This is a genomic window from Psychrobacter sp. TPE 89C (assembly GCF_055522395.1).
In genome coordinates this window covers 26,224-46,947 of sequence record NZ_JBVFXW010000019.1, presented here as the reverse complement: position 1 = coordinate 46,947, position 20,724 = coordinate 26,224, and the positions used below count along the sequence as shown (strand labels likewise).

Here is a 20,724-nt window from a genome sequence, read left to right as displayed (position 1 = left end):
CACCTCACTGTGTCCTTTTTCTCATCCAAACCCCTAGTAGCTAAAGAGTGCCTTTCAATACCAACATTGTCATCTTTATGCTTTACATCTGCGTAGACACAATAGATAAGCTTATCCTAAAATAAATATACGTAACCGCTCTACTCATTGTCTTTGCACACTGGTAACGTCTATATCGTTAATTAAAAATCATCAGTCAAAGCCTCATATAGGCGTGCTGATATCTATTTATAACATTGGAGAAAGTATCGATGACTACACTAAAAAATAAAGTCGCGATTGTAACCGGTTCATCAAAAGGAATCGGCGCTCAAATAGCCATATTACTCGCAGCAACAGGCGCTAAAACCGTTATCAATTACGCAAATGATGACGCAGCAGCCAATGATATCGTAAATCAAATTAAATCGGCAGGCGGTGAAGCCATCGCCGTGCAAGCCGATGTTAGTAATGCCAAGCAAGTCGAAGCAATGTTTGATGCCACTATTGATGCATTTGGTAAGCCAGATATCTTGGTGAACAGCGCAGGCATTATTATCTGCAAGCCTATTGCAGAGACGACCGATGAGGATTTTGACCGTATCTTCTCTATCAATGTAAAAGGCACGTTTAATACATTGCGTGAGGCAGCGACTAAACTTAATGATGGTGGCCGTATCATCAATCTCTCAAGCACGACCACTCGAATGATGCTGCCCACTTATGGCACCTATTGCGCGACCAAAGGTGCGGTAGATCAGCTGACCCGAATCTTCTCTAAAGAAGTTGGCACGCGAGGAATTACAGTCAATGCAGTGTCACCCGGCCCTACCGATACCGAGCTGTTCCACGAAGGTAAAGCAGATGACACGGTAGAAAGCCTCGCTAGCATGTCACCGTTTAACCGTATTGGCGAACCAGTCGATATCGCCCGTGTGGTGGCATTTTTGGTGAGTGAAGAAGCCGCTTGGGTCACTGGGCAAAATATCGGTGCTAACGGCGGTATCGCGTAATATCCTTGTTCTATTAAGAATTACCAAGCCAAAAAAAGGACACCTCGCGGTGTCCTTTTTTATCAATCAAATACTTAGTGGTTAAAGATTACTCTTCAACGCCAGCATCTTGACCTTTATATTTTGCGTTTGCGTAGTCCCAGTTCACTAGCTTGTCTAGGAACGTGTCTACATAGTCAGGACGACGGTTGCGGTAATCAACATAGTACGCATGTTCCCATACATCACAAGTCAATACAGCGACTTGGCCGTTCGCTAGTGGCGTACCAGCGTTAGCTGTTTTAGCGATAGACAATTTGCCACCGACTTTGTCAGCGACTAGCCATGCCCAACCTGAACCGAATTGAGTCAATGCTGCGTTTTTGAACTCTTCACGGAACTTGTCATAGCTACCGAAATCTTCTTCGATTTTTGCTTTTAGATCACCAGTAGGTTCGCCGCCGCCGTTCGTTGGCGTCATGCAGTTCCAGTAGAACGTGTGGTTCCATACTTGGGCTGCTTGATTGAACATACCTTGCTTGCTGTCATCGTTAGCAGTGGCTAGGATGATTTCTGGCAATGTTTTGTCTTCTAGACCAGAACCTGGTAGCAAATCGTTAAGCTTGGTCACGTATGCATTATGATGCTTGTCGTGATGATACTCTAGCGTCTCGGCACTGATATGTGGCTCTAGTGCGTCTTTTGCATATGGTAGTTCTGGCAATGTAATGTTTGACATAGTTATTTTATCCTTGCTGTTTAGCCGTTAGTTTATAAAACTGATTATAGAAACTGAATTTTACGCTATTTTTACACCGTAAAAAACACTATAAAATAGCGGACTAAATTGGCTGAGTTTATTGTTTGAAACGAATATTATTGCTTGATACAGGGTACTGCTCAATACAATATCACGTATTATTATGAATCCAAAATGAACCTAGCGGTTACTGCTTGCTATTATTCTTTGCTTAAAAGCCAAGTGTTTGACTTCATAAGCATTTATTAATTAAATATTCAAAAGTTACAGGATATAACTCGCTGTAGCTTGGCGAGTATTATAGCAACAATGACCAAAAGTATCAGTTACCAAATGTTATAGACCGTACAATCAGTATAGCCATTGGCTATGTATTAGCGGATAGCCCAAGCTACCTCACAGACATCAATGACTACTGCAAATATGAAGGTTAGCTAGATTTATAGCCATAGTAAAAGACACTAAAAATAAAAGCTAGATTAAACAGACTACACATAACCACTTAACGGAAAGACACTATGACCAACACGAGCACCATCGACACTCCCCTACACGCAACACAGTTAGCACCAAGTACCCAATGGGTGCTCGCCAGTAATAATAAAGGCAAGCTGGCTGAGTTCAAACGGTTATTCGCTGAGGCCAATCTGGAGGTAACCATCATCCCGCAAGGTCAGCTCGATATCGAAGATGCCATCGAAGACGGCTTGAGCTTCGTTGAAAATGCCATTATTAAAGCGCGTCATGCCAGCCGTATCAGCGGATTGCCTGCTATCGCTGACGACTCAGGACTGTGTGTACCCGCACTCGGTAATGCACCGGGGATTTACTCTGCTCGCTATGCTGGTGAGCATGGTAACGATAGTAAAAATAATGCAAAGCTCATCGCTGACTTGCAGCCTATCCGCGCAGCGCAGCCAGATACTCCTGTTAAAGGTATGTTCGTTTGCATACTGGCGATGGTGCGTCATGCTGATGACCCACTCCCGATTATCGCTCAAGGATTATGGCATGGTGAGATTTCAGAGACAGCGCATGGTGATGGCGGCTTTGGTTATGACCCGTTGTTTTGGTTACCTGATTTGCAAGCCAGTGCGGCCAGCTTGAGCGCTGCTGATAAAAACAGTATCAGTCATCGCGGTCAGGCCATTCAGCAGCTATTGGCGCAACTGCCTTTATAAGTACTCATATAAAGGCAAGCAACATAAGGAAACATGACACCAAAGAGATAATTTTTACTTTAATAATCAGATAGATTATACTGTTCTACTTTTAAAAATTTTGTCGAAAACCGTTATTTGTCTGTATAATTCACCAAAAAGCGTTATTATGCGGTGCATTAACGGTTTATTATTGATATTTGATAGCATTTACAACCTCAGCAGTTTTATATTTTGTGCTGGCAGCGATTGCTACTGACACTGATATGGACGTTGCGGGCTATCATTGTCCCCTATTTATTCCAACGGCAATCCGTTGTACACGCCCGTATTTTGAGGCTCGGTTTGTCTATTACCATTTAATCCTAAGTACTGCTTAATTTTAAGTACTATCTAATCCTAAAGGTGTAATTAACATGGCTACAGATTTACAAGTCACAACCAACAAGCTGTCTAACAAAGAAACCCAATTGACAGTTAAAGTACCTGTCGAAAAAATTCAAAACAAAGTCGAAGGCCGTATTCGCCAAGTTGCGAAAACTGCCAAGATTGACGGTTTCCGTAAAGGTAACGTCCCTATGTCACACATCCGCTCTCAGTACGGTGCTGGCATTCAACAAGAAGTTATCAACGATGTGATCCGTGATACCGTTTTTGAAGCGATCAAATCTGAAGACATCCGCGCTGTTGGCATGCCTAACATCGACGACGTAAAACTTGAAGACGATTTCTTGGTATATCAAGCGACTGTCGAAATCTTCCCAGAAGTAGACGTACAAGGTATCGATGAGATCGAAGTTGAGCGTCATACTGCCAAGGTTGATGAAGCTGACGTTGACACCATGATCGAAAACCTACAAAAGCAACGTGAAGAATTCGTTGAGAAAAAAGGCATGGCTGCGAAAGACAACCAAGTAACTTTTGACTTTGAAGGCTCTATCGACGGCGAAAAATTCGAAGGCGGCTCTGCTGAAGACTTCAAATTGGTTATCGGTAGCAACCAAATGATTCCTGGCTTTGAAGCGGGCATCAAAGGCATGAAAGCTGGCGAAGAAAAAATCATCGAAGTGACTTTCCCAGAAGATTACCAAGCTGAAAACTTAGCGGGTAAAGAAGCTCAGTTCAAAATCAACGTAAAATTGGTTGAAAAATCTAAGCTACCTGAAATCGACGATGCGTTCCTTGAGCTATTCGGCGTAAAAGAAGGCGGCGTTGAAAAATTAAAAGACGACGTACGCAAAAACATGGAACGCGAAATCAAAAACGCTGCGCGTAGCCAAGTTAAGCAAGCGACTTTTGATGCATTGCTAGAAAAGAACGAGTTTGATGTGCCAAACGCTATGCTAGAGCAAGAAATCGAGCGTCAACGCAACATGATGATGCAACGTTTTTCTCAGCAGTTCGGTGCCAATGCTGATAGCTTCGATAAAGACATGCTACCAAATGAGCTATTTGAAGAGCAAGCGCTACGTGCTGCCCGTCTTGGCATCATCGTTGCTCGTGTTATCGATACCAAAGGCTTAGAAGTAGATCAAGCACGCGTTGAGACGTTCATCAAAGAAGCGGCTGAAAACTACGAAGATCCAGCAGAAGTGATCGAGTACTACACTACTGATAAGCAACAACGCGCTAACATTGAGTCTGTTGTCCTAGAAGACCAAGTGGTTGATTATCTAATCGAGCAAGGTAAAGTAACTGACAAAGAAGTTAGCTACCAAGACTTGCTAGCTGCTCAGCAACAACAGCAGCAAGCCATGTAGTCTAGACTGAGCGCTATCTATTTTAATTAGATGGCACTCATGTTCTTAGCTCACAAAAATACGGCCCCAATCATCGATTGGGGCCGTATTTTTATGGGTAAATATAATGAACTCAGTGAATAGCTAAATCATGTAATAGAAACTGATACTCTATAGTTGATTCAATTTAAAAGAGATACAAGGCAACCGAGTGCAGATGTATATGTGATACTTCAAGCGAGGTTAACGCTGTAGCTCTTTTATAGAGGATTGACTATATTCTATATTTAGGTTAAAACAGGAATGAACACTACCCCTAAACCTAGCATAACCAACCCACGTTGGAACCAAAAGTGACCGCCGAGACGCTGTTGCAACTGCTGATTGATCACCATACCAACCGCATAGAGTCCTAACATAGACACCATCATACCAGCATAAAAACCTAACTGACCTGATACACCGATCTGTGCTGGCAATTCCATCGCATGTGCCATACCGTGAAATACTGCCAAGCCGCCAAAAGTCATGCTCAGTAATGGCACGTAACTTGTATTTGGAGCGCTCGCTACTGATGTATTCAATGATGCAGCTTTTCCGCGCCATTGTCCCATTAAAACAAATGCCAATACTGCAACTGACAATAGTATCGCCATCTCGACCATGCCAGCGGCCGAACCAAACGCAGCACCACCTACCAAAGCACCGATAGTCGCTAATACCGCGCCCAGTGATAGTCCTCCTGCCAACGACATCATACCCAAGCGCTGCTTTTGCAGTCCATAAAACAACATGCCCATACCAACTGCCAAAAACAAATGATCAAAGCCTGTCAGTGGATGCATCAATCCTGCTTGCAAGGCTCCTAACAGCGATGAAGTGTGCGCAGTCGTTGAATGGATATGCCCTGCATGCGCCTGCGCCAACGACGGTAGCATCAATGAGGTCATCATCACCGTTGAACCACCCACTATATTACGAGCGGATAGCACCTGTGAAAAATGCGTTTTTGTTATAGTTTTTGTCTTGGTAGAGGCTGTCATGGAAGTGCTCCTTAGTATTAATAATTTGGTTGTTCGTAGCTTGCAGTTCATAGTTAGTGAGATTTTATTGGCTAAGCAAGCATGCCCTGCTCTTTGATGAAGGCGATAATCTCATTTAGCCCATCCCCTGTTTTCATATTACTAAATATAAATGGCTTGTCACCGCGCATTTTTTTGGCATCTCTTGCCATGACTTCTAGCGAAGCCCCTACCATAGGCGCAAGATCAGTCTTATTAATAATTAATAGATCAGACTTGGTAATTCCCGGCCCACCTTTTCGAGGTATCTTATCGCCTGCTGAAACATCAATAACGTATAGTGTCAAATCAGACAGCTCTGGGCTAAACGTCGCCGCCAAATTATCACCACCTGACTCGATGATAATCATCTCTAAATCTTCGAAAGTTGCTTGCAGCTCGGCAATAGCAGTCAGATTAATAGACGCATCTTCGCGGATAGCCGTATGCGGACAGCCACCTGTTTCTACACCGCGAATACGCTCAGCAGGCATGGCATCATTACGGGTCAAAAACTCTGAATCTTCTTTGGTATAGATATCGTTGGTCACTACTGCCATATTGACCGTGTCGCGCATGTTTTGGCACAAACGCAACGTCAACGCGGTCTTACCACTACCAACAGGCCCACCAATGCCAAGGCGTAGGCACGATAATCCAGATGGCTGATTTTGGCGGTCGTTATCAGTCTGTAAGTCTGATATAGATTGAGAGTTTTTTGGTTTGAGCGGGGTTAGAGACATATTGAATTCCTAAAGCAGTTTGTATATTAATAAGTATAAATAGAAATAAAGGTACAATTATGAGCGGAATAATCGACTGTATTGCTCCTCATGCATACTTGAGAGGATAGCCAAATTGGGCAAGTTATTCGATATATTGAGTATTTCATAGAGGTCTTGGCATAGTTGCTGACAGTCTTGCTCTTCAAGCGAATCTGACGATACCATTAATGTATCAAAAGCATGCTGTATGTTAGTGCTAACGGCATCAATCTGCGCCGCCAACTCACTCTGTAATTGCCACAGGATACGCTGACCTGCCATCTGTCCTAACGGTACTGTCTTGACCGCAGCCAATACCATGTTTTCTAGTTGGGCGAAGCCATACGTGGTCATTGACTGTGCCAATGGTAGCTGCCAGTGCTGTGCAATATGAGCAAAAAGTGGCAAGTATCCGTCTTCAGGTATCTCAGCAGGTATACCGAGGCTAAGTACTTCATTGAGCCAAGATACCATTGCTTGAGCCAGTTGCTGAGACTCAAGCACAAACTCTTTACTCTCTAAGCCAGCATGATAATCGTGTGCTAGATTTGCAGCTAGCGTATCATTACCTTGACCAAGTGCGAGCATTATTAGCCCTAATACGGGTAACTCGTAGCCGATAACAGCAAGCGCTAAATAGTCCTGCATAAATACCAGCGTACTGGCTTCGTCAGAGACCACGCCTGACTCAATCGCTGACTCAACACCTTGCGAATACGTATAGCTACCAATGGGTAAGTTGCTCGATGCCAGCATCAGCAGCTGACCAAGTTGGTCCGGCTGAGCAGACTGCGCACTGATATCTACCATCACTTTGGCTGCCCTACAGTCTCATCATGATGGCTGTGGTTATTTTCATGACTGTGTTCATGGCTATCTGATGCGCCATGAACACAGTCATGTATGTCGCTGTGCGAATGGCTATGTGAATCACTACTTGAATGCGCATGCGCATGTGAGTGAGAGTGGCCATGTGAATGTCCTTGCCCTGACTGATATGCCCCTGTTTCAGGTTCAAACGGTACCGAAGCATCTTCAACACGCAATCCAAGACGCTCTAACATTTGCGCAAGCACATGGTCGTTTTCAAAATATAACGCGTAGCCTGTATCACCGTGGTCAAAACTTTGGTCAAACATCAGTGGCACGTGCCGATTGCCTAAATGATATGCGCCTTTCATCAACGTAAAAACATCATCAGCGGTAACTTTGGTGACGACCTGAGGTTTAGCGATGACTTGTATTAGCTCGCCTGCCTCATTGATTAGCACGTCATTACCTTTGAGAGTACCTGTTCGAGGCAAGTCAACACCAACGCTCTCACCTGACACAGTGGTAGCCTTAAATCGAGAATGCTGGCGAGTATCAAAATCTAGCAGTAGATAGTCATCGGTTTGATGCTGTTTTGCTAATTGTATTTTTTGAGCATCATTTGGGGCATTTAAACGGGTATTGAATATCTTCATCATTATTATACTCTGGCTGTTGTTGCTCAAACTATTAGGACGTAAAACTCAAAATCTTAGAATAATAAAATACTTGGAATAACAAAGTGTTTAGAATAAAAAGTAACGCTGCGCCATGGGCAATACATCGACAGGCTCGCAGGTTAGCATCTCGCCATCGGCACGCACTTCATAAGTTTCAGGATTAATATCCATATCAGGGCAGTAACTATTGAAGCGCATGTCACTTTTACGAATATTACGAATACCATGTACTGGCTCGATAACTTTGGTCAATCCTAGCTGCTTATCCACTTGTTTATCGATAGCAGCCTGCGACATAAAGGTAATGCTGGTTTGAGCAACCGATTTAGGATAAGTAGCAAACATAGGACGATAATGTACGGGTTGAGGGGTAGGAATAGAGGCATTAATATCGCCCATTGGCACAGCAGCGATGAGTCCACCTTTGATGATGCATTCAGGCTTTACGCCAAAAAATTTGGGCGACCATAGCACCATATCTGCCCATTTCCCCACTTCGATAGAGCCAACCATATCGCTGATACCATGAGTAATCGCAGGGTTTATCGTATATTTTGCGATATAGCGTTTGATACGAAAATTATCGTTGTCCGCGCTTTGGTCGTAGTCCGTCAGAGTGATGAACTGCTGCTCATCTTCTATGGTAGCTGTTGCATCAGGTGCAAGATGTCCGCGTTGAACTTTCATTTTATGCGCAGTCTGCCACGTACGAATGACAACCTCTCCTACCCGTCCCATGGCTTGCGAATCACTACTCATCATCGAAATCGCGCCCAAATCATGCAAAATATCTTCTGCGGCGATAGTCTCTTGGCGAATACGACTTTCAGCGAAGGCCACATCTTCAGCAATAGCAGGGCTTAGGTGATGGCACACCATCAGCATATCGAGATGCTCGTCAATGGTGTTAACGGTATATGGGCGCGTTGGATTGGTAGATGATGGCAAAACATGCGACTCACCAATTGCTTTTAGAATATCAGGAGCATGGCCACCACCTGCCCCTTCAGTATGAAAAGTATGGATACAGCGATTCTTAAACGCTGCTAGTGTGCTCTCAAGATAGCCACTTTCATTTAAGGTATCGGTATGGATCGCCACTTGCACATCATACTCTTCAGCGACACTCAAACAGTTATCAATGGCTTGCGGCGTCGTGCCCCAATCTTCATGTAGCTTTAGCCCTACGGCGCCCGCTTCGATTTGTTCAGCAATAGGTTCTGGCACGCTCACATTTCCTTTGCCCAGTAATCCGATATTCATAGGAATACTGTCGGTAGATTTTAGCATTGAGGCAATATGATAAGCCCCTGGCGTACAAGTAGTCGCGAGCGTACCCTGTGCAGGCCCTGTACCACCGCCCAGCATTGTGGTCACGCCTGACATAAGCGCTGTCTCACATTGCTGGGGTGCGATGAAGTGAATATGACTATCGACACCGCCTGCTGTCAGTATTTTACCTTCACCAGAAATGATTTCGGTAGCACCACCAATCGCAATATCGATGGCAGATTGTATATCAGGATTTCCGGCTTTGCCAATGCCGCTAATGCGACCGTCTTTGATACCGATATCTGCTTTGTAGATGCCCGTATAATCCATGACTAGGGCATTGGTAATGACTGTATCGGCAACATCAGCACCCAATAACTGCCCTTGACCCATACCATCACGAATAACTTTACCGCCACCAAATTTAACTTCTTCGCCTTTTATCTCGGTAGGTTTGCTAACCTGCTCACCATTTTTCAGTGCCACCGCTTGATCGGTATTCTGATAACTGGTCAAGTCAGCTTCAACCTGTAGCCACAATTCAGTGTCAGCTAGGCGAACCTTGTCACCTGTCGTCGGGCCAAAATGCTCAGCATAAATATGCCGACTGACCTTCTTCTGCGAGGTAACTGGCGGATTTTTATTATCAGTATTGTCTAATGCTGTGTCTGAGCTAGCGGCACCCATTACACGCCCAGCGAAGCCATATACTTCCTGCTTGCCAGCATAAGCGACCAGTTCCACTTCACGTGACTGCCCCGGCTCAAATCGCACTGCTGTACCAGGGATAATATTCAGGCGATAACCACGCGTCTGCTCTCTCTCGAAACTCAGGGCATCATTGACCTCATAGAAGTGATAATGCGAGCCGATTTGAATAGGTCTATCACCTGTATTGGCGACACTGATGCGTTGTACCTGCCGTCCTTGGTTTAAGATGATATCGCCATCTTGGATATGGTATTCACCTGCTTGCATAAGAGTCGCCTTATTTTATAGTTATCATTTTAGTGCTATATATAACAGTGCTACACGATGGGATTATGTACCGTGACTAATTTGGTGCCATCAGGGAACGTCGCCTCGATTTGCACTTCATCTACCATCTCCGCCACACCTTCCATCACATCATCAGCTGACAGATAGGTAGCGCCTTCACTCATTAATTCGGCAACTCTTTTGCCATCTCTTGCGCCTTCCATCAGTAGCATGCTGATATAAGCAATGGCTTCGGGATAGTTCAGTTTTACGCCTCGGTTTTTGCGGCGTTCAGCCACCATGCCAGCCGTAAATAGCATGAGCTTGTCTTTTTCTGTCGGGGTCAAATGCATGGGACTTCCTTATTGTATTTATAATGTTCTGTATCACAGAGTAGCGTATTTCAAACGTTTAATGCCTTAACCAAAATAACGATTATGTTTTTTTATATCAGAGTAACGTCATAACAAATTAAGTAGAATACAGCACCAAATCACGTGTCCCAGATCCGTGGACGACATGGCTCAAGTTGCCACCAATGCTCACGCAACACTTCTCTAAGCTGATAAAACGCTTCGAAACATCCACGCACATCTGTGCCTATATATCGGATATTAATCGCTTGATAGTTGTGGGTGCAATATATAGGCAGCTTCGCTTCAGCGATTGCTTGCCGTAATGTCAGTATCGTACTGTCCAAATAACGGGTTAAGGCTTGCTTAGTCGTCGCTTGCGCAGTCTCTGTCGTTTCTCGTGCTTTTGACGAGGATAAAGGCTTTTGATGTACGTCACTCAAGCTCGGCACTGCCCAAAACGACCCATAGATATGCTGTCCTGCTAGTCCTAAATTTGAGGTAAACCAGCGGCTTTGTGCTGACTGTGCCACACGTTCGGCTACGATGACTTTGCCTTCACGGTAGATATTCAGTCCTGTATGGTAATACCCTTGCAAAAACTGTTCATCATAGGCCTGCCGCCCAAAAACGCTAATCTCCCACGTCAGTAAGCTAGATGAGTCCGTTAAATCAAAACGACTCGTCGCATGCATGTTGGCTTCGTTATAAATAATACTCTCTTGCGGCAGCCATTCTAGGCGAGCATCTCTGTCTAATGTGGCATATACCTTTTGGCTAGCATATTCAGCCATGTCGTTTGGCACTGAGCTTATTTGGTCAGTATCATCACTATGTACGCTACCCTGATTCACTGGCATGGTTTTATCAAAAGCGCTTTGTGTGGGCGACTGTCGATGCGAGGTTTTGCTTTTTTGGCTGACACTATCTTTGCCATACCACTTACCCGCCCCCGGTGTCGTAATGACAGCATGACTGTCATTATCTAAACGCAGATCTATCGTCAACGTGTCACCACCTGCGATACCTGCTGGCGGATATAGCATTAAGATATGACAGATACCCTGCTGCACACGCGGCTCGGGATACAGGGCACGCTGTACCATCAAAGCACCAGTATGCTTACGATGATAAAGCCGAGTTTTTGACTCAGCCGTGGCTATACCTTTGATAGTATTCGTGCGTTTTACGGTGTCAAAATCTAAAGCTAAAGAAGAAGCCCAGCTCATTTTATATACTCATCTACTAATTAGGGCGTGTTGAACATCAAATATAACACACGATTGTGATGCTAAGAGGTCGAGCACTAAGCCGATCATACAAAACTCGGTGGTATAGTCATTCCACTATAAAAGAGAAAGTAACGATACCAACAGTCAAAATGCCAAAAGCTTATGAAGCTGGCTACATCCAGCAACGACGTCATTCCATATATACAATCATTATGCCAACTTACTGACACTGGCTATCAGAGTAAGCAGTCGATACTATGCAAATGAATGATATTGCTTGGTTTTTGAACACTGAAATTTTTGGTTATATTGTCCACCTCATTTTCACGATGTCTCAAATAGATATCAATCATTTTTATTTTTTTAGCAGGCTCTAATTTGCACCAAAATTGTACAATTTACTATCACAAATGCACCGTTTTTTATCATCATATTTCTTTTTAACGTAGCACCATATTCATAAATAATGAGACACCTGTAATCCATACAGAGGTAGCCTGTCTGCTATCTTTATGGAGGGTTTATAGGCAAGCCCCTTGATAAATGTATACAAACACCTTATTAATAGGGAGTCATTTATTATTTTTCACATTAAAAAGTTACTATTGCCACGATAAAAAAGTTACCATTAGCTCAATTATTTTTAGCGACATCTAGATCGTAGCATTGCATCTAGTTAGTGTTAACAACAAGCGGTAGTATTTATCATGATAAGCACCCATAAAATCTTAACCGTTCGCTAATCCCAATCCCTTTATTTTATGTACTTATAAACAGGACATCTTTATGACAGATTATGATCGCATCACTGCCAACCCGCATTTTGATATGCTGATGAGTGCGCACAACGACATGCAATATACCCAAAGTGCACCTCAAGCTGCATTAGTGCCTATGGTGGTTGAACAATCATCACGCGGTGAACGCTCGTTTGATATTTTTTCACGTTTATTACGTGAGCGCGTTATCTTTTTGACCGGTCAAGTCGAAGACAATATGGCCAATCTCATCGTCGCACAGTTACTATTCTTAGAAGCTGAAAACCCTGATAAAGATATCCACCTATATATCAACTCACCAGGCGGTTCAGTGAGTGCTGGTTTGGCTATCTTTGACACGATGAACTTCATCAAGCCTGAAGTATCAACCATCTGTATGGGCGGTGCTTACAGCATGGGTTCATTCTTGTTGGCAGCTGGCCAAAAAGGTAAGCGTTATTCACTTGCCAATGCTCGCGTCATGATTCATCAGCCTTCAGGTGGCGCGCAAGGTCAAGCCACTGATATCGAAATTAATGCTCGTGAAATCTTGAAAACTCGTGCACGTTTGAACAAAATATTGGCTGAGCGTACTGGTCAGCCAGTAGAAAAAATTGAAAAAGATGTTGAGCGTGATTATTGGTTGGATGCAGACGAAGCAAAAGAATACGGTTTGGTTGACGAAGTATTAGAGCGCCGCCCTACTTCTTTATAATTAGCATATAACAGCCTTGATAGGCATCAATTGCCTGAGCGCGATGCGTTTTGGCATTGATGCAAACAATCAAAATATTTGTAAGTTTTAAAATTTTAGGAGCGCCTTTTATGGCAGAAGACAATACCCCGCAGTGCTCGTTTTGTGGCAAAGCCAAAAGCGATGTGCAGCAGCTGATTGCCGCTGACGATGCCAATATCTGTAATGAATGTATTGAGCTATGTACCGATCTAATCGCTGACAGTGCCGAAGACGGCGATGACGATAGCGAAATCGATACCTCTTGGGTCAATAAAAAGCTACCAACGCCAAAAGAGCTGCGTGCCAAGCTTGATGAATATGTCATCGGTCAGGACGCTGCTAAGAAAGCATTGGCAGTTGCCGTTTATAACCATTATAAGCGTCTAAAAGTTAGCCAGACACTTGCTAATGACAGCAAAAAATCGAAGATTGGTGCTGATGATGCGATGGTTGAACTGGCGAAAAGTAACATCTTGCTAATAGGCCCAACAGGCTCAGGTAAAACATTACTGGCGCAAACCTTAGCACGTCTGCTTGATGTGCCTTTTGCTATGGCTGATGCCACGACGTTGACTGAAGCAGGTTATGTCGGCGAAGACGTTGAAAACATCGTGCAAAAGCTACTGCAAGCATCTGACTATGATGTGGCCAAAGCTGAGCAAGGTATCATCTATATCGATGAAATCGACAAAATCAGTAAAAAAGGCGACAACCCATCGATTACCCGTGATGTGTCAGGCGAAGGCGTACAGCAAGCATTACTCAAGCTTATCGAAGGCACTGTGGCTGCTATTCCACCACATGGTGGCCGTAAGCATCCACAGCAAGAACTGATTCAAGTCGATACCAGCAACATCCTTATCATCGTTGGTGGTGCGTTTGCTGGTCTTGATGCTGTCATTCAGCAACGTACTGAAAAGGGTGGTATTGGTTTTAACGCAGATGTCAGCTCAAAAGACGATAGCCGTCGTAGCTCAGATTTGCTACAGCAAGTTGAGCCAGAAGATTTGATCAAGTTTGGTCTGATCCCTGAGCTGATTGGTCGTCTACCTGTACTCGCTGCACTACAAGAGCTGGATGAAGAAGCATTGGTACAAATCCTAACTGAACCTAAGAACGCACTGGTAAAACAGTATAAGTACTTGTTCGATATGGAAGGTGCTGAGATCAACTTTACTCAAGAAGCACTTGATGCCATCGCCAAAAAAGCCATGGAGCGTAAAACTGGTGCACGTGGTCTACGTTCTATCGTAGAGAATGCATTGCTTGAAACCATGTATGAGCTACCTTCTATGGAAAATGCAAAGACCGTCATGGTTGATGCAGATGTCATCAATGAAGGTAAAACGCCTGAAATATCTTAAGGTGTCTTTGAGTTAATATCGCTAGTTATACTTAATTAGCTATTAATACAAAAAAGCGTCTGGCAAATTTTGCTAGACGCTTTTTTTATGTTTACTACAACGCCATATACTTCGAAATGAGGGTGGCATTTATCAAACTTAATCAGTAGCAGCTCTAATCACATTTCTAAACGGTTTTAACGTGGCTAATCTTAACTTCTAAAAATACCATTACGGCAATTTCATATCACCATCTAACAACCAGCCCATACGGCGCATCATGTAAGCAACCATGCCGGCAATGACAGCGGGCAATACAAACATCAATAAAATAATTGCTGTCCATAATTGAGCTGTACTCATGATTTCTTGTGATGCCTCAATGACACCAAACACGCCGACTAAACCAGCAGTACCCATACCTGCCCCTGTAGCAGTACAGGCAAGCCCAAACCCGACGGTTGCGATAGGGCCAACGATAGCACTGGCGATAACGGCTGGCAGTAGAATCAGTGGCTTTTTTAGGACATTAGGAATTTGCAACATACTAGTACCCAAACCCTGAGATATCACACCGCTTACACCGTTGTCTTTGAAACTAGCAACCGCAAAGCCAATCATATGTGCTGCACAGCCGACTACTGCCGCACCGCCAGCCACACCGCCTAGCCCAATAGCAATACAAATAGCCGCGCTTGAAGTGGGCATGGTCAGCAAGATACCGACCACGACTGCGATGACAATACCCATTAATAGAGGCTGTAACTCAGTGGCTGCTTGGATACCTTGACCAATAGCCGCAACAGCAGCAACGATAGGTGGATTCAGTAGCGCACAAACGGCTAATGCGACGGCACAGACTAATAAAGGAATTAACAAAATATCCAGCTTAGTCTTGCCAGCGACCCAAGTACCAGCACGATACGCAAATACCGAGGTTAAATATGCCCCTATCGGATTACCAGGCAATGCCACAAAAGTCGCAGGTCCACCCACTTGCGGGGTAAAAAGCGTACCTGCCATCAAGGCTTCAGAATGTGCGCCCAGCATACCTGCTACCAAGCAACTTAGCATAACTAGCGTTGGCGCTTTAAGATAGTAGGCAATGCCCACGCCGATACCCGCCCCCATCAATATCGATGCTAGCTTACCGACTGCAACCAATGCAAGCAGATCTAACCAGCCACCAATTTGTGAGATGATAAGACCCGCTATCAATGTGACAAAGAGACCTAAAGCCATACCAGTAAAAGCATCGATAAAATACTTCTGAAAAAAAGATTTAATGACGCCAGTAGATTCAGATGTTGAGTCAGATACAGTCATAGCCATACTCGTTGAGGAAGTAATGATAAGATATAATAAAACCACAAAGTAAAATAGCGTTACTAAAAATAAGAGACAAAAAAAGCGTCATTACGACGCTTTTTTATAAATAAACCATTAAAACTAATACAGCAACTGGATCTAACGGCGCTGCTCAACGATGATAGAGTCAATACCATTATTCTGTAAACGCTGCTGAGCAGTCGTCACTGCCTGACGATTACTCATCGGCCGTGAGATTACTTGATAGATAGGCTCACCATTACCCGTTGTATTCTTGGCAACTCTAGCATCGACACCAGCCATCAATACCTGTGCACGGCGACGATCCGCTTCATCTGCATCACCAAAACTGTTTATCTGCAAAATGTAAGTTGCAGCAGGCTTGGCAGCTTGAACACTGGCAGTACCTGCACCACTTGCGCGATTGGTTGCACTACTGGTGCTATTGGTCGGTGCTGAGCCATCATAGGTCGCATCTTCTTCAACGATCACGATATCATCACTCGCAGCATTGCCACGGCTAGGTTCGATCACGGTGTTTTCAGTAATACCAACATTGCCAGTGTCTTCACTGCTGGTCGCTGAAGCACCATTCGGCTGAGTGACCACGATATCAGGCTCAAAGGCTTCGATACCACCGATACGATCATTGTTTATTTCACCAAAATCTTCATCAGGGATGGTCGCCATCTCTTGATTGGGTAAAATATCATAAAACTCATAATCGCCATTATCGGTATCAGTCTCGACTCGCGGCTGTACCTGACGATCAGGGTCATTGTCGGCACTGCTATCAGCAGGACTGAAATTGAATAATGGTGAGAGGTATATAAACACACCGATCATCAGTGTCAGTACTGCTCCGACAAACATCCATAACAAGCCTGATACGCTACTTGTTTTGCGCTTTTCAGTCGCACCTTTAGGTTTTTTGGCTAGCATGGATCTGGTTCTCCCTACTGAATCTATCTATCATAATCACATTATTGTTATCAATCGTCTATACTCATAATACTACATATTATAAAGTTGCTGCATGTTAGAAGCTGACTACTTATTAGCAAGCGACTACATGCTAGACGGTGCAGACAATCCTAATAAACCAAGCCCATTGGACAAGACCTGTCGCACGGCTTTAGACAAACGCAGACGTGCTTGCATTAAGTCCAGCTCGTCAGCACTTGGCGTGCCACCAGAGGTCAAACTCATCGGCAAGATACGATTGCTGTCATACCAGCCGTGGAACAATGCGGCCAAATCTTTTAAATAATTGGTCAATATATGCGGCTCATAGCCAGTCGCGGCACGCATAAGGGTTGCTGGATAGCCTGCCAATAGCTTAATCAACTCATCTTCATGGGACGCATTAAGCAATTCTTGATGCGCCAAACCAACCGCATCATCTACTGTAAGCCCACTATTTTGCAAATTCTCTAATACTCGGCACACGCGTGCATGCGCATATTGAATATAGTGCACCAAATTATCTTTGCTTTGTGATTTGGCAAGCTCTAAATCAAAGTCAATATGCACTTCAGGCTTACGTGCCACATAATAGAATCTCGCAGCGTCATTGCCAACTTCTGCACGCAGTTCGCGTAAAGTGACAAACTGACCAGAACGCGATGACATTTGTACTTTTTCAGAACCGCGCCATAATGCGACAAACTGTACGAGTACCACGTCTAAACGTTCTGCATCGATACCCAATGCTGTTAACGCTGCTTTTACACGTGGGACATAACCATGGTGGTCGGCGCCCCACACGTTAATGACTTTGTCAAAACCACGATCGAACTTGTTTTTATGATACGCAATATCAGAGGCAAAATACGTTGACTGACCATTGGCACGGCGTACCACACGGTCTTTTTCATCACCAAAATCGGTCGATTTAAACCAGATATTGCCATCTTTTTCGTACAAGTAACCTTTGTCATCTAAGATCTGTAGTACTGGCTCAATCTCGCTATCGATAGAGCGCTCGCTAAACCAGCACTCATAGCTAACACCAAAATCATTTAAGTCGTCTTTGATATCCGCCAAAATACTGCTCAATGCTGCATTTAAAAACAGCTCATAGCCATCACTGAGCAAGGCTTTGCTATTGGCAATTAGCCCATCGATATGCGCTTCTTTGTCGCCTGACAATAGAACTTTTTCGCCGTCTGCATTTATCTCAAACTTAGCATCGGCAGGCACGTCTTTGGCAATATCTGCAAAACTATGCACGTAGCTATCAGCATGTTGTGTTTTTAAAGTCTGGGCAATATCACTGACATAGTCGCCTTGGTAGGCATTGACAGGAAAGGTCACTTGCTCGCCATTTGCTTCTAAATAACGCAGATACGTACTGGTCGCTAGAATATCCATTTGACGGCCAGCGTCATTGACATAATATTCACGCGTGACGTCATAGCCAATCGCTTCTAGCAGATTAGACACGCTCATGCCAAATGCAGCACCGCGGCCATGACCGACATGCAGGCTCGACGTTGGATTGGCAGAGACGAACTCAACTTGGATTTTTTGCCCTTCAAACTGATCGCTTAAACCAAAACGGTCTTGTAAGGTAAAAATATCGTCCAATACCGCAAATTTGGCTTCAGCGTTTAAAAAGACATTGATAAACCCTGGCCCTGCGATTTCTACTTGGCGAATGTCTTGGTTTTCGGGTAGCGCGTTGACGATTTTTTCGGCAAGCTGGCGTGGGTTGGCCTTGGCAGCTTTGGCAGCAGTCAGCGCGATATTACTGGCAAAATCACCATGACTAAGATCTTTAGTACGGGTGATTTGGCTATTGTTTTGCCAGTCAGCAGGCAGTGTACCGTCGGCTTGTAAGGTATGAATAGCATCGTTGAATAGTGATGCAAGTGTATCAATTTGGGTTTGTGACATAGGGATTTGAACTCAATTAAATAAACAACAAAAACGATGTGAAAATGTGACGAGTGCAAGCAGTCAATAACTGCTTATTATAATAGCGACCGACATTGCAGGGGGTAAAATAATACAAAAAGATAAGTAACCTGTAAATATAACAATCTTTGCGCTTTATTGCACCATTTGCGCCGAAATTAGTACTAAAATCTTACGGTTAAGATAGTCAGCTCTAATAGTTGAGATAGGTGACAGACGTACTTTACGTACTTACTGCCTATAAATCATGATAAAGCAGTATAAAAGTAGCTATTCAAAGCAGCTATTCAGTAAATATCAGCCCTACTGATTGTAGCGTTACTGTTGCTCGATACTGGGCAGTCGTTTATACCTGACTGCTTCCACGTTATAATAATGGTTTGTACGACTCTTCTCAGATATATAAGAGGCGTTACTATTTTCTTATAGGATCATGCCATGTTTGCTATTGCTGCCAGTACTGTTACTAGTTGGGGATTGTACCTTTTATTGCCAATCTTTATTGCTTTCTTGTTTTTTATTATGTGGGATATCTCTAAAGAATCTCAAGCTGGACGCGCCGGTACATTTTGGATTTTCGTAGCGCTTGGCGCAGGCTGTGTTGGCTTCATCATCAAGATTGTCATGGAAGTCGCTTTCAAAAAGTGGTTAATCTAATCAGCGTTAGTCACTTTGTACAACTTTGCCTATTCTATAACTTCGCTGACATAGGTTGGTAAATCCCATGCGCCACCAGCAAAACCTCGGCACATTCCTGAGCTAGAATCTTCTGATTTGGCAAAAGTTTGACCATCCCAAACCCAAACTAAACGATTCCAGCAGTCACCCAATCCTCGATCTTTATGTACTGCCCAAATCTCACCATCAGAATAATCATTGCCTGCAGTGGTAATTAGCTGAGGGTTACGAGGTTTTGCATTATCTATAAGCCAATATCCACTAGCTGCGTTGTAAGCACCCATCCAACAGCTATGGACAGCTAAAGTATGAGTAGCATCAATAGGGATAAACTCCCAACCAGAGCTGTCGCCAGCATATTTTGCAAAATTTATAGAAGTGTCACTTTTAGGATTTATAAGCTCACAGCTTCCCATCGTATCTTCAGATCCTACAAACTGCTCATCATCAATATTTACCCACGTATTAATATTTTTCTGAAAATAAGCCTGTTTTGATGCAGATAGTGTCTTATTGTCTTTTTCTGAATACGAAAATGCCTTTTTAATGATTGGCTTTGGCTTAGCAGCTTTAGGTGCCTGAGACTTGGGCGCATTTTTACTGACTAAAGCCAATGGCGTTCCTACACGACCTTGTACTTCGTCAAGTTTGAGCAGCACTGCTCCCATACCTTTGTCACTAATTGCCCAACTGTCACCAGACGCTTTGACCTCTATTTTAGTGTTGAAGCGAGCATTACTGATAAGGCTATTGGTTTGCTTGGCCGTTAAATCGTACACAGATCCTTCGGCATCAGGTTGTAGCTTACCTTGACTTTTACCATTCAACCACAGCTCAGCATCATGGTAAGTTTTGTCTGTTATTTCCGATACAAACTGTATTTGGCCAGTCGGTAAAGCCTTTTTGGGTATAGCAGTCAGTAAAATAGTGGCTGGCATATTCCACTGGTCCTCGCCTGCATATCCGGCTGCTCGGCAGGTCAGCGTGTTGTCGCAAACTACATGCCAGTCAGCCTTGACGAATCCACTGCCTTCAAATGGATCGCCATACGCATCTGATGCCATAGCGGGTAGCGAAAACAAACTGAACGTCATCAAAGCCATTACTATTTTCACAATCTCTCACCCTTGTGTTAATTGCTGTTTGTTTTAGCGACTATTTATATTAACTGACGGTGGCCC

The 20,724-nt window shown here is 43.9% G+C and carries 18 protein-coding genes; 6 read left to right on the top strand and 12 right to left on the bottom strand.

Translation table 11 applies throughout. The features are described from left to right. Nucleotides 1–251 precede the first annotated feature (251 nt). Complete coding sequence (locus ACZW67_RS07615; RefSeq protein WP_465182772.1) at nucleotides 252–992, top strand: SDR family oxidoreductase; 741 nt, start codon at nucleotides 252–254, stop codon at nucleotides 990–992. An 88-nt stretch (nucleotides 993–1,080) separates the two neighbouring features. On the opposite strand, the gene ACZW67_RS07610 is transcribed toward ACZW67_RS07615, so the two are convergent. After that, nucleotides 1,081–1,710, bottom strand: a complete 630-nt coding sequence (locus ACZW67_RS07610) for a superoxide dismutase (RefSeq protein WP_465182771.1) — start codon at nucleotides 1,708–1,710, stop codon at nucleotides 1,081–1,083. Between the two features lie 539 nt (nucleotides 1,711–2,249). On the opposite strand from ACZW67_RS07610, the gene rdgB reads away from it, so the two are divergent. Together rdgB and tig are read left to right on the top strand one after the other, a co-directional pair. Further along, complete coding sequence (gene rdgB / locus ACZW67_RS07605) at nucleotides 2,250–2,912, top strand: RdgB/HAM1 family non-canonical purine NTP pyrophosphatase (RefSeq protein WP_465182770.1); 663 nt, start codon at nucleotides 2,250–2,252, stop codon at nucleotides 2,910–2,912. A gap of 395 nt (nucleotides 2,913–3,307) precedes the next feature. Beyond that, on the top strand, nucleotides 3,308–4,651 hold the full coding sequence (gene tig, locus ACZW67_RS07600; protein WP_194198232.1) for a trigger factor: 1,344 nt from the start codon (nucleotides 3,308–3,310) through the stop codon (nucleotides 4,649–4,651). 266 nt (nucleotides 4,652–4,917) lie between these two features. On the opposite strand, the gene ACZW67_RS07595 is transcribed toward tig, so the two are convergent. From ACZW67_RS07595 to ACZW67_RS07565, 7 genes are all read right to left on the bottom strand, one after another. Next, the gene (locus ACZW67_RS07595; RefSeq protein WP_465182769.1) at nucleotides 4,918–5,673 is read right to left on the bottom strand and encodes a HupE/UreJ family protein; all 756 of its coding nucleotides are present in this window, start codon (nucleotides 5,671–5,673) and stop codon (nucleotides 4,918–4,920) included. A 71-nt stretch (nucleotides 5,674–5,744) separates the two neighbouring features. After that, nucleotides 5,745–6,434, bottom strand: a complete 690-nt coding sequence (ureG, locus tag ACZW67_RS07590; protein ID WP_110924160.1) for an urease accessory protein UreG — start codon at nucleotides 6,432–6,434, stop codon at nucleotides 5,745–5,747. Nucleotides 6,435–6,491: 57 nt separating this feature from the next. Next, the gene (locus tag ACZW67_RS07585) at nucleotides 6,492–7,265 is read right to left on the bottom strand and encodes an urease accessory protein UreF (RefSeq protein ID WP_465182768.1); all 774 of its coding nucleotides are present in this window, start codon (nucleotides 7,263–7,265) and stop codon (nucleotides 6,492–6,494) included. Further along, nucleotides 7,265–7,921 carry an urease accessory protein UreE gene (gene ureE / locus ACZW67_RS07580; protein WP_465182780.1) on the bottom strand — a complete coding sequence of 219 codons (657 nt, stop codon included), beginning with the start codon at nucleotides 7,919–7,921 and terminating at the stop codon, nucleotides 7,265–7,267. Before ureE ends, ACZW67_RS07585 begins: the two co-directional genes overlap by 1 nt. A gap of 90 nt (nucleotides 7,922–8,011) precedes the next feature. Continuing rightward, nucleotides 8,012–10,195 (bottom strand): urease subunit alpha, encoded by a 2,184-nt coding sequence (gene ureC / locus ACZW67_RS07575; protein ID WP_465182767.1) that lies wholly within the window; start codon nucleotides 10,193–10,195, stop codon nucleotides 8,012–8,014. A 50-nt stretch (nucleotides 10,196–10,245) separates the two neighbouring features. Then, a complete protein-coding gene (gene ureA / locus ACZW67_RS07570; protein WP_057761815.1) occupies nucleotides 10,246–10,548 on the bottom strand; it encodes an urease subunit gamma in 303 nt (100 codons plus the stop codon). A 140-nt stretch (nucleotides 10,549–10,688) separates the two neighbouring features. Then, on the bottom strand, nucleotides 10,689–11,777 hold the full coding sequence (locus ACZW67_RS07565) for an urease accessory protein UreD (RefSeq protein WP_465182766.1): 1,089 nt from the start codon (nucleotides 11,775–11,777) through the stop codon (nucleotides 10,689–10,691). A gap of 855 nt (nucleotides 11,778–12,632) precedes the next feature. Here ACZW67_RS07565 and clpP point away from each other — a divergent pair. Both clpP and clpX read left to right on the top strand, forming a co-directional pair. Continuing rightward, entirely contained in the window at nucleotides 12,633–13,253 is a 621-nt protein-coding gene (gene clpP / locus ACZW67_RS07560) for an ATP-dependent Clp endopeptidase proteolytic subunit ClpP (protein ID WP_197102574.1), read from the top strand. A 110-nt stretch (nucleotides 13,254–13,363) separates the two neighbouring features. After that, a complete protein-coding gene (gene clpX, locus ACZW67_RS07555; RefSeq protein ID WP_194198226.1) occupies nucleotides 13,364–14,638 on the top strand; it encodes an ATP-dependent protease ATP-binding subunit ClpX in 1,275 nt (424 codons plus the stop codon). A gap of 210 nt (nucleotides 14,639–14,848) precedes the next feature. On the opposite strand, the gene ACZW67_RS07550 is transcribed toward clpX, so the two are convergent. From ACZW67_RS07550 to argS, 3 genes are all read right to left on the bottom strand, one after another. Continuing rightward, nucleotides 14,849–15,943: a PTS sugar transporter subunit IIC gene (locus ACZW67_RS07550; protein ID WP_465182765.1), complete on the bottom strand. Its 1,095-nt coding sequence runs from the start codon at nucleotides 15,941–15,943 to the stop codon at nucleotides 14,849–14,851. A gap of 141 nt (nucleotides 15,944–16,084) precedes the next feature. Continuing rightward, nucleotides 16,085–16,888 (bottom strand): SPOR domain-containing protein, encoded by an 804-nt coding sequence (locus ACZW67_RS07545; protein ID WP_197218492.1) that lies wholly within the window; start codon nucleotides 16,886–16,888, stop codon nucleotides 16,085–16,087. Nucleotides 16,889–17,014: 126 nt separating this feature from the next. Beyond that, complete coding sequence (argS, locus tag ACZW67_RS07540; protein ID WP_465182764.1) at nucleotides 17,015–18,844, bottom strand: arginine--tRNA ligase; 1,830 nt, start codon at nucleotides 18,842–18,844, stop codon at nucleotides 17,015–17,017. A 459-nt stretch (nucleotides 18,845–19,303) separates the two neighbouring features. On the opposite strand from argS, the gene ACZW67_RS07535 reads away from it, so the two are divergent. Next, nucleotides 19,304–19,522, top strand: a complete 219-nt coding sequence (locus tag ACZW67_RS07535; RefSeq protein WP_197135204.1) for a DUF2788 domain-containing protein — start codon at nucleotides 19,304–19,306, stop codon at nucleotides 19,520–19,522. 29 nt (nucleotides 19,523–19,551) lie between these two features. Here ACZW67_RS07535 and ACZW67_RS07530 read toward each other — a convergent pair whose 3' ends face one another. Then, complete coding sequence (locus ACZW67_RS07530) at nucleotides 19,552–20,658, bottom strand: DUF1176 domain-containing protein (RefSeq protein WP_465182763.1); 1,107 nt, start codon at nucleotides 20,656–20,658, stop codon at nucleotides 19,552–19,554. Between the last annotated feature and the right edge of the window lie 66 nt (nucleotides 20,659–20,724).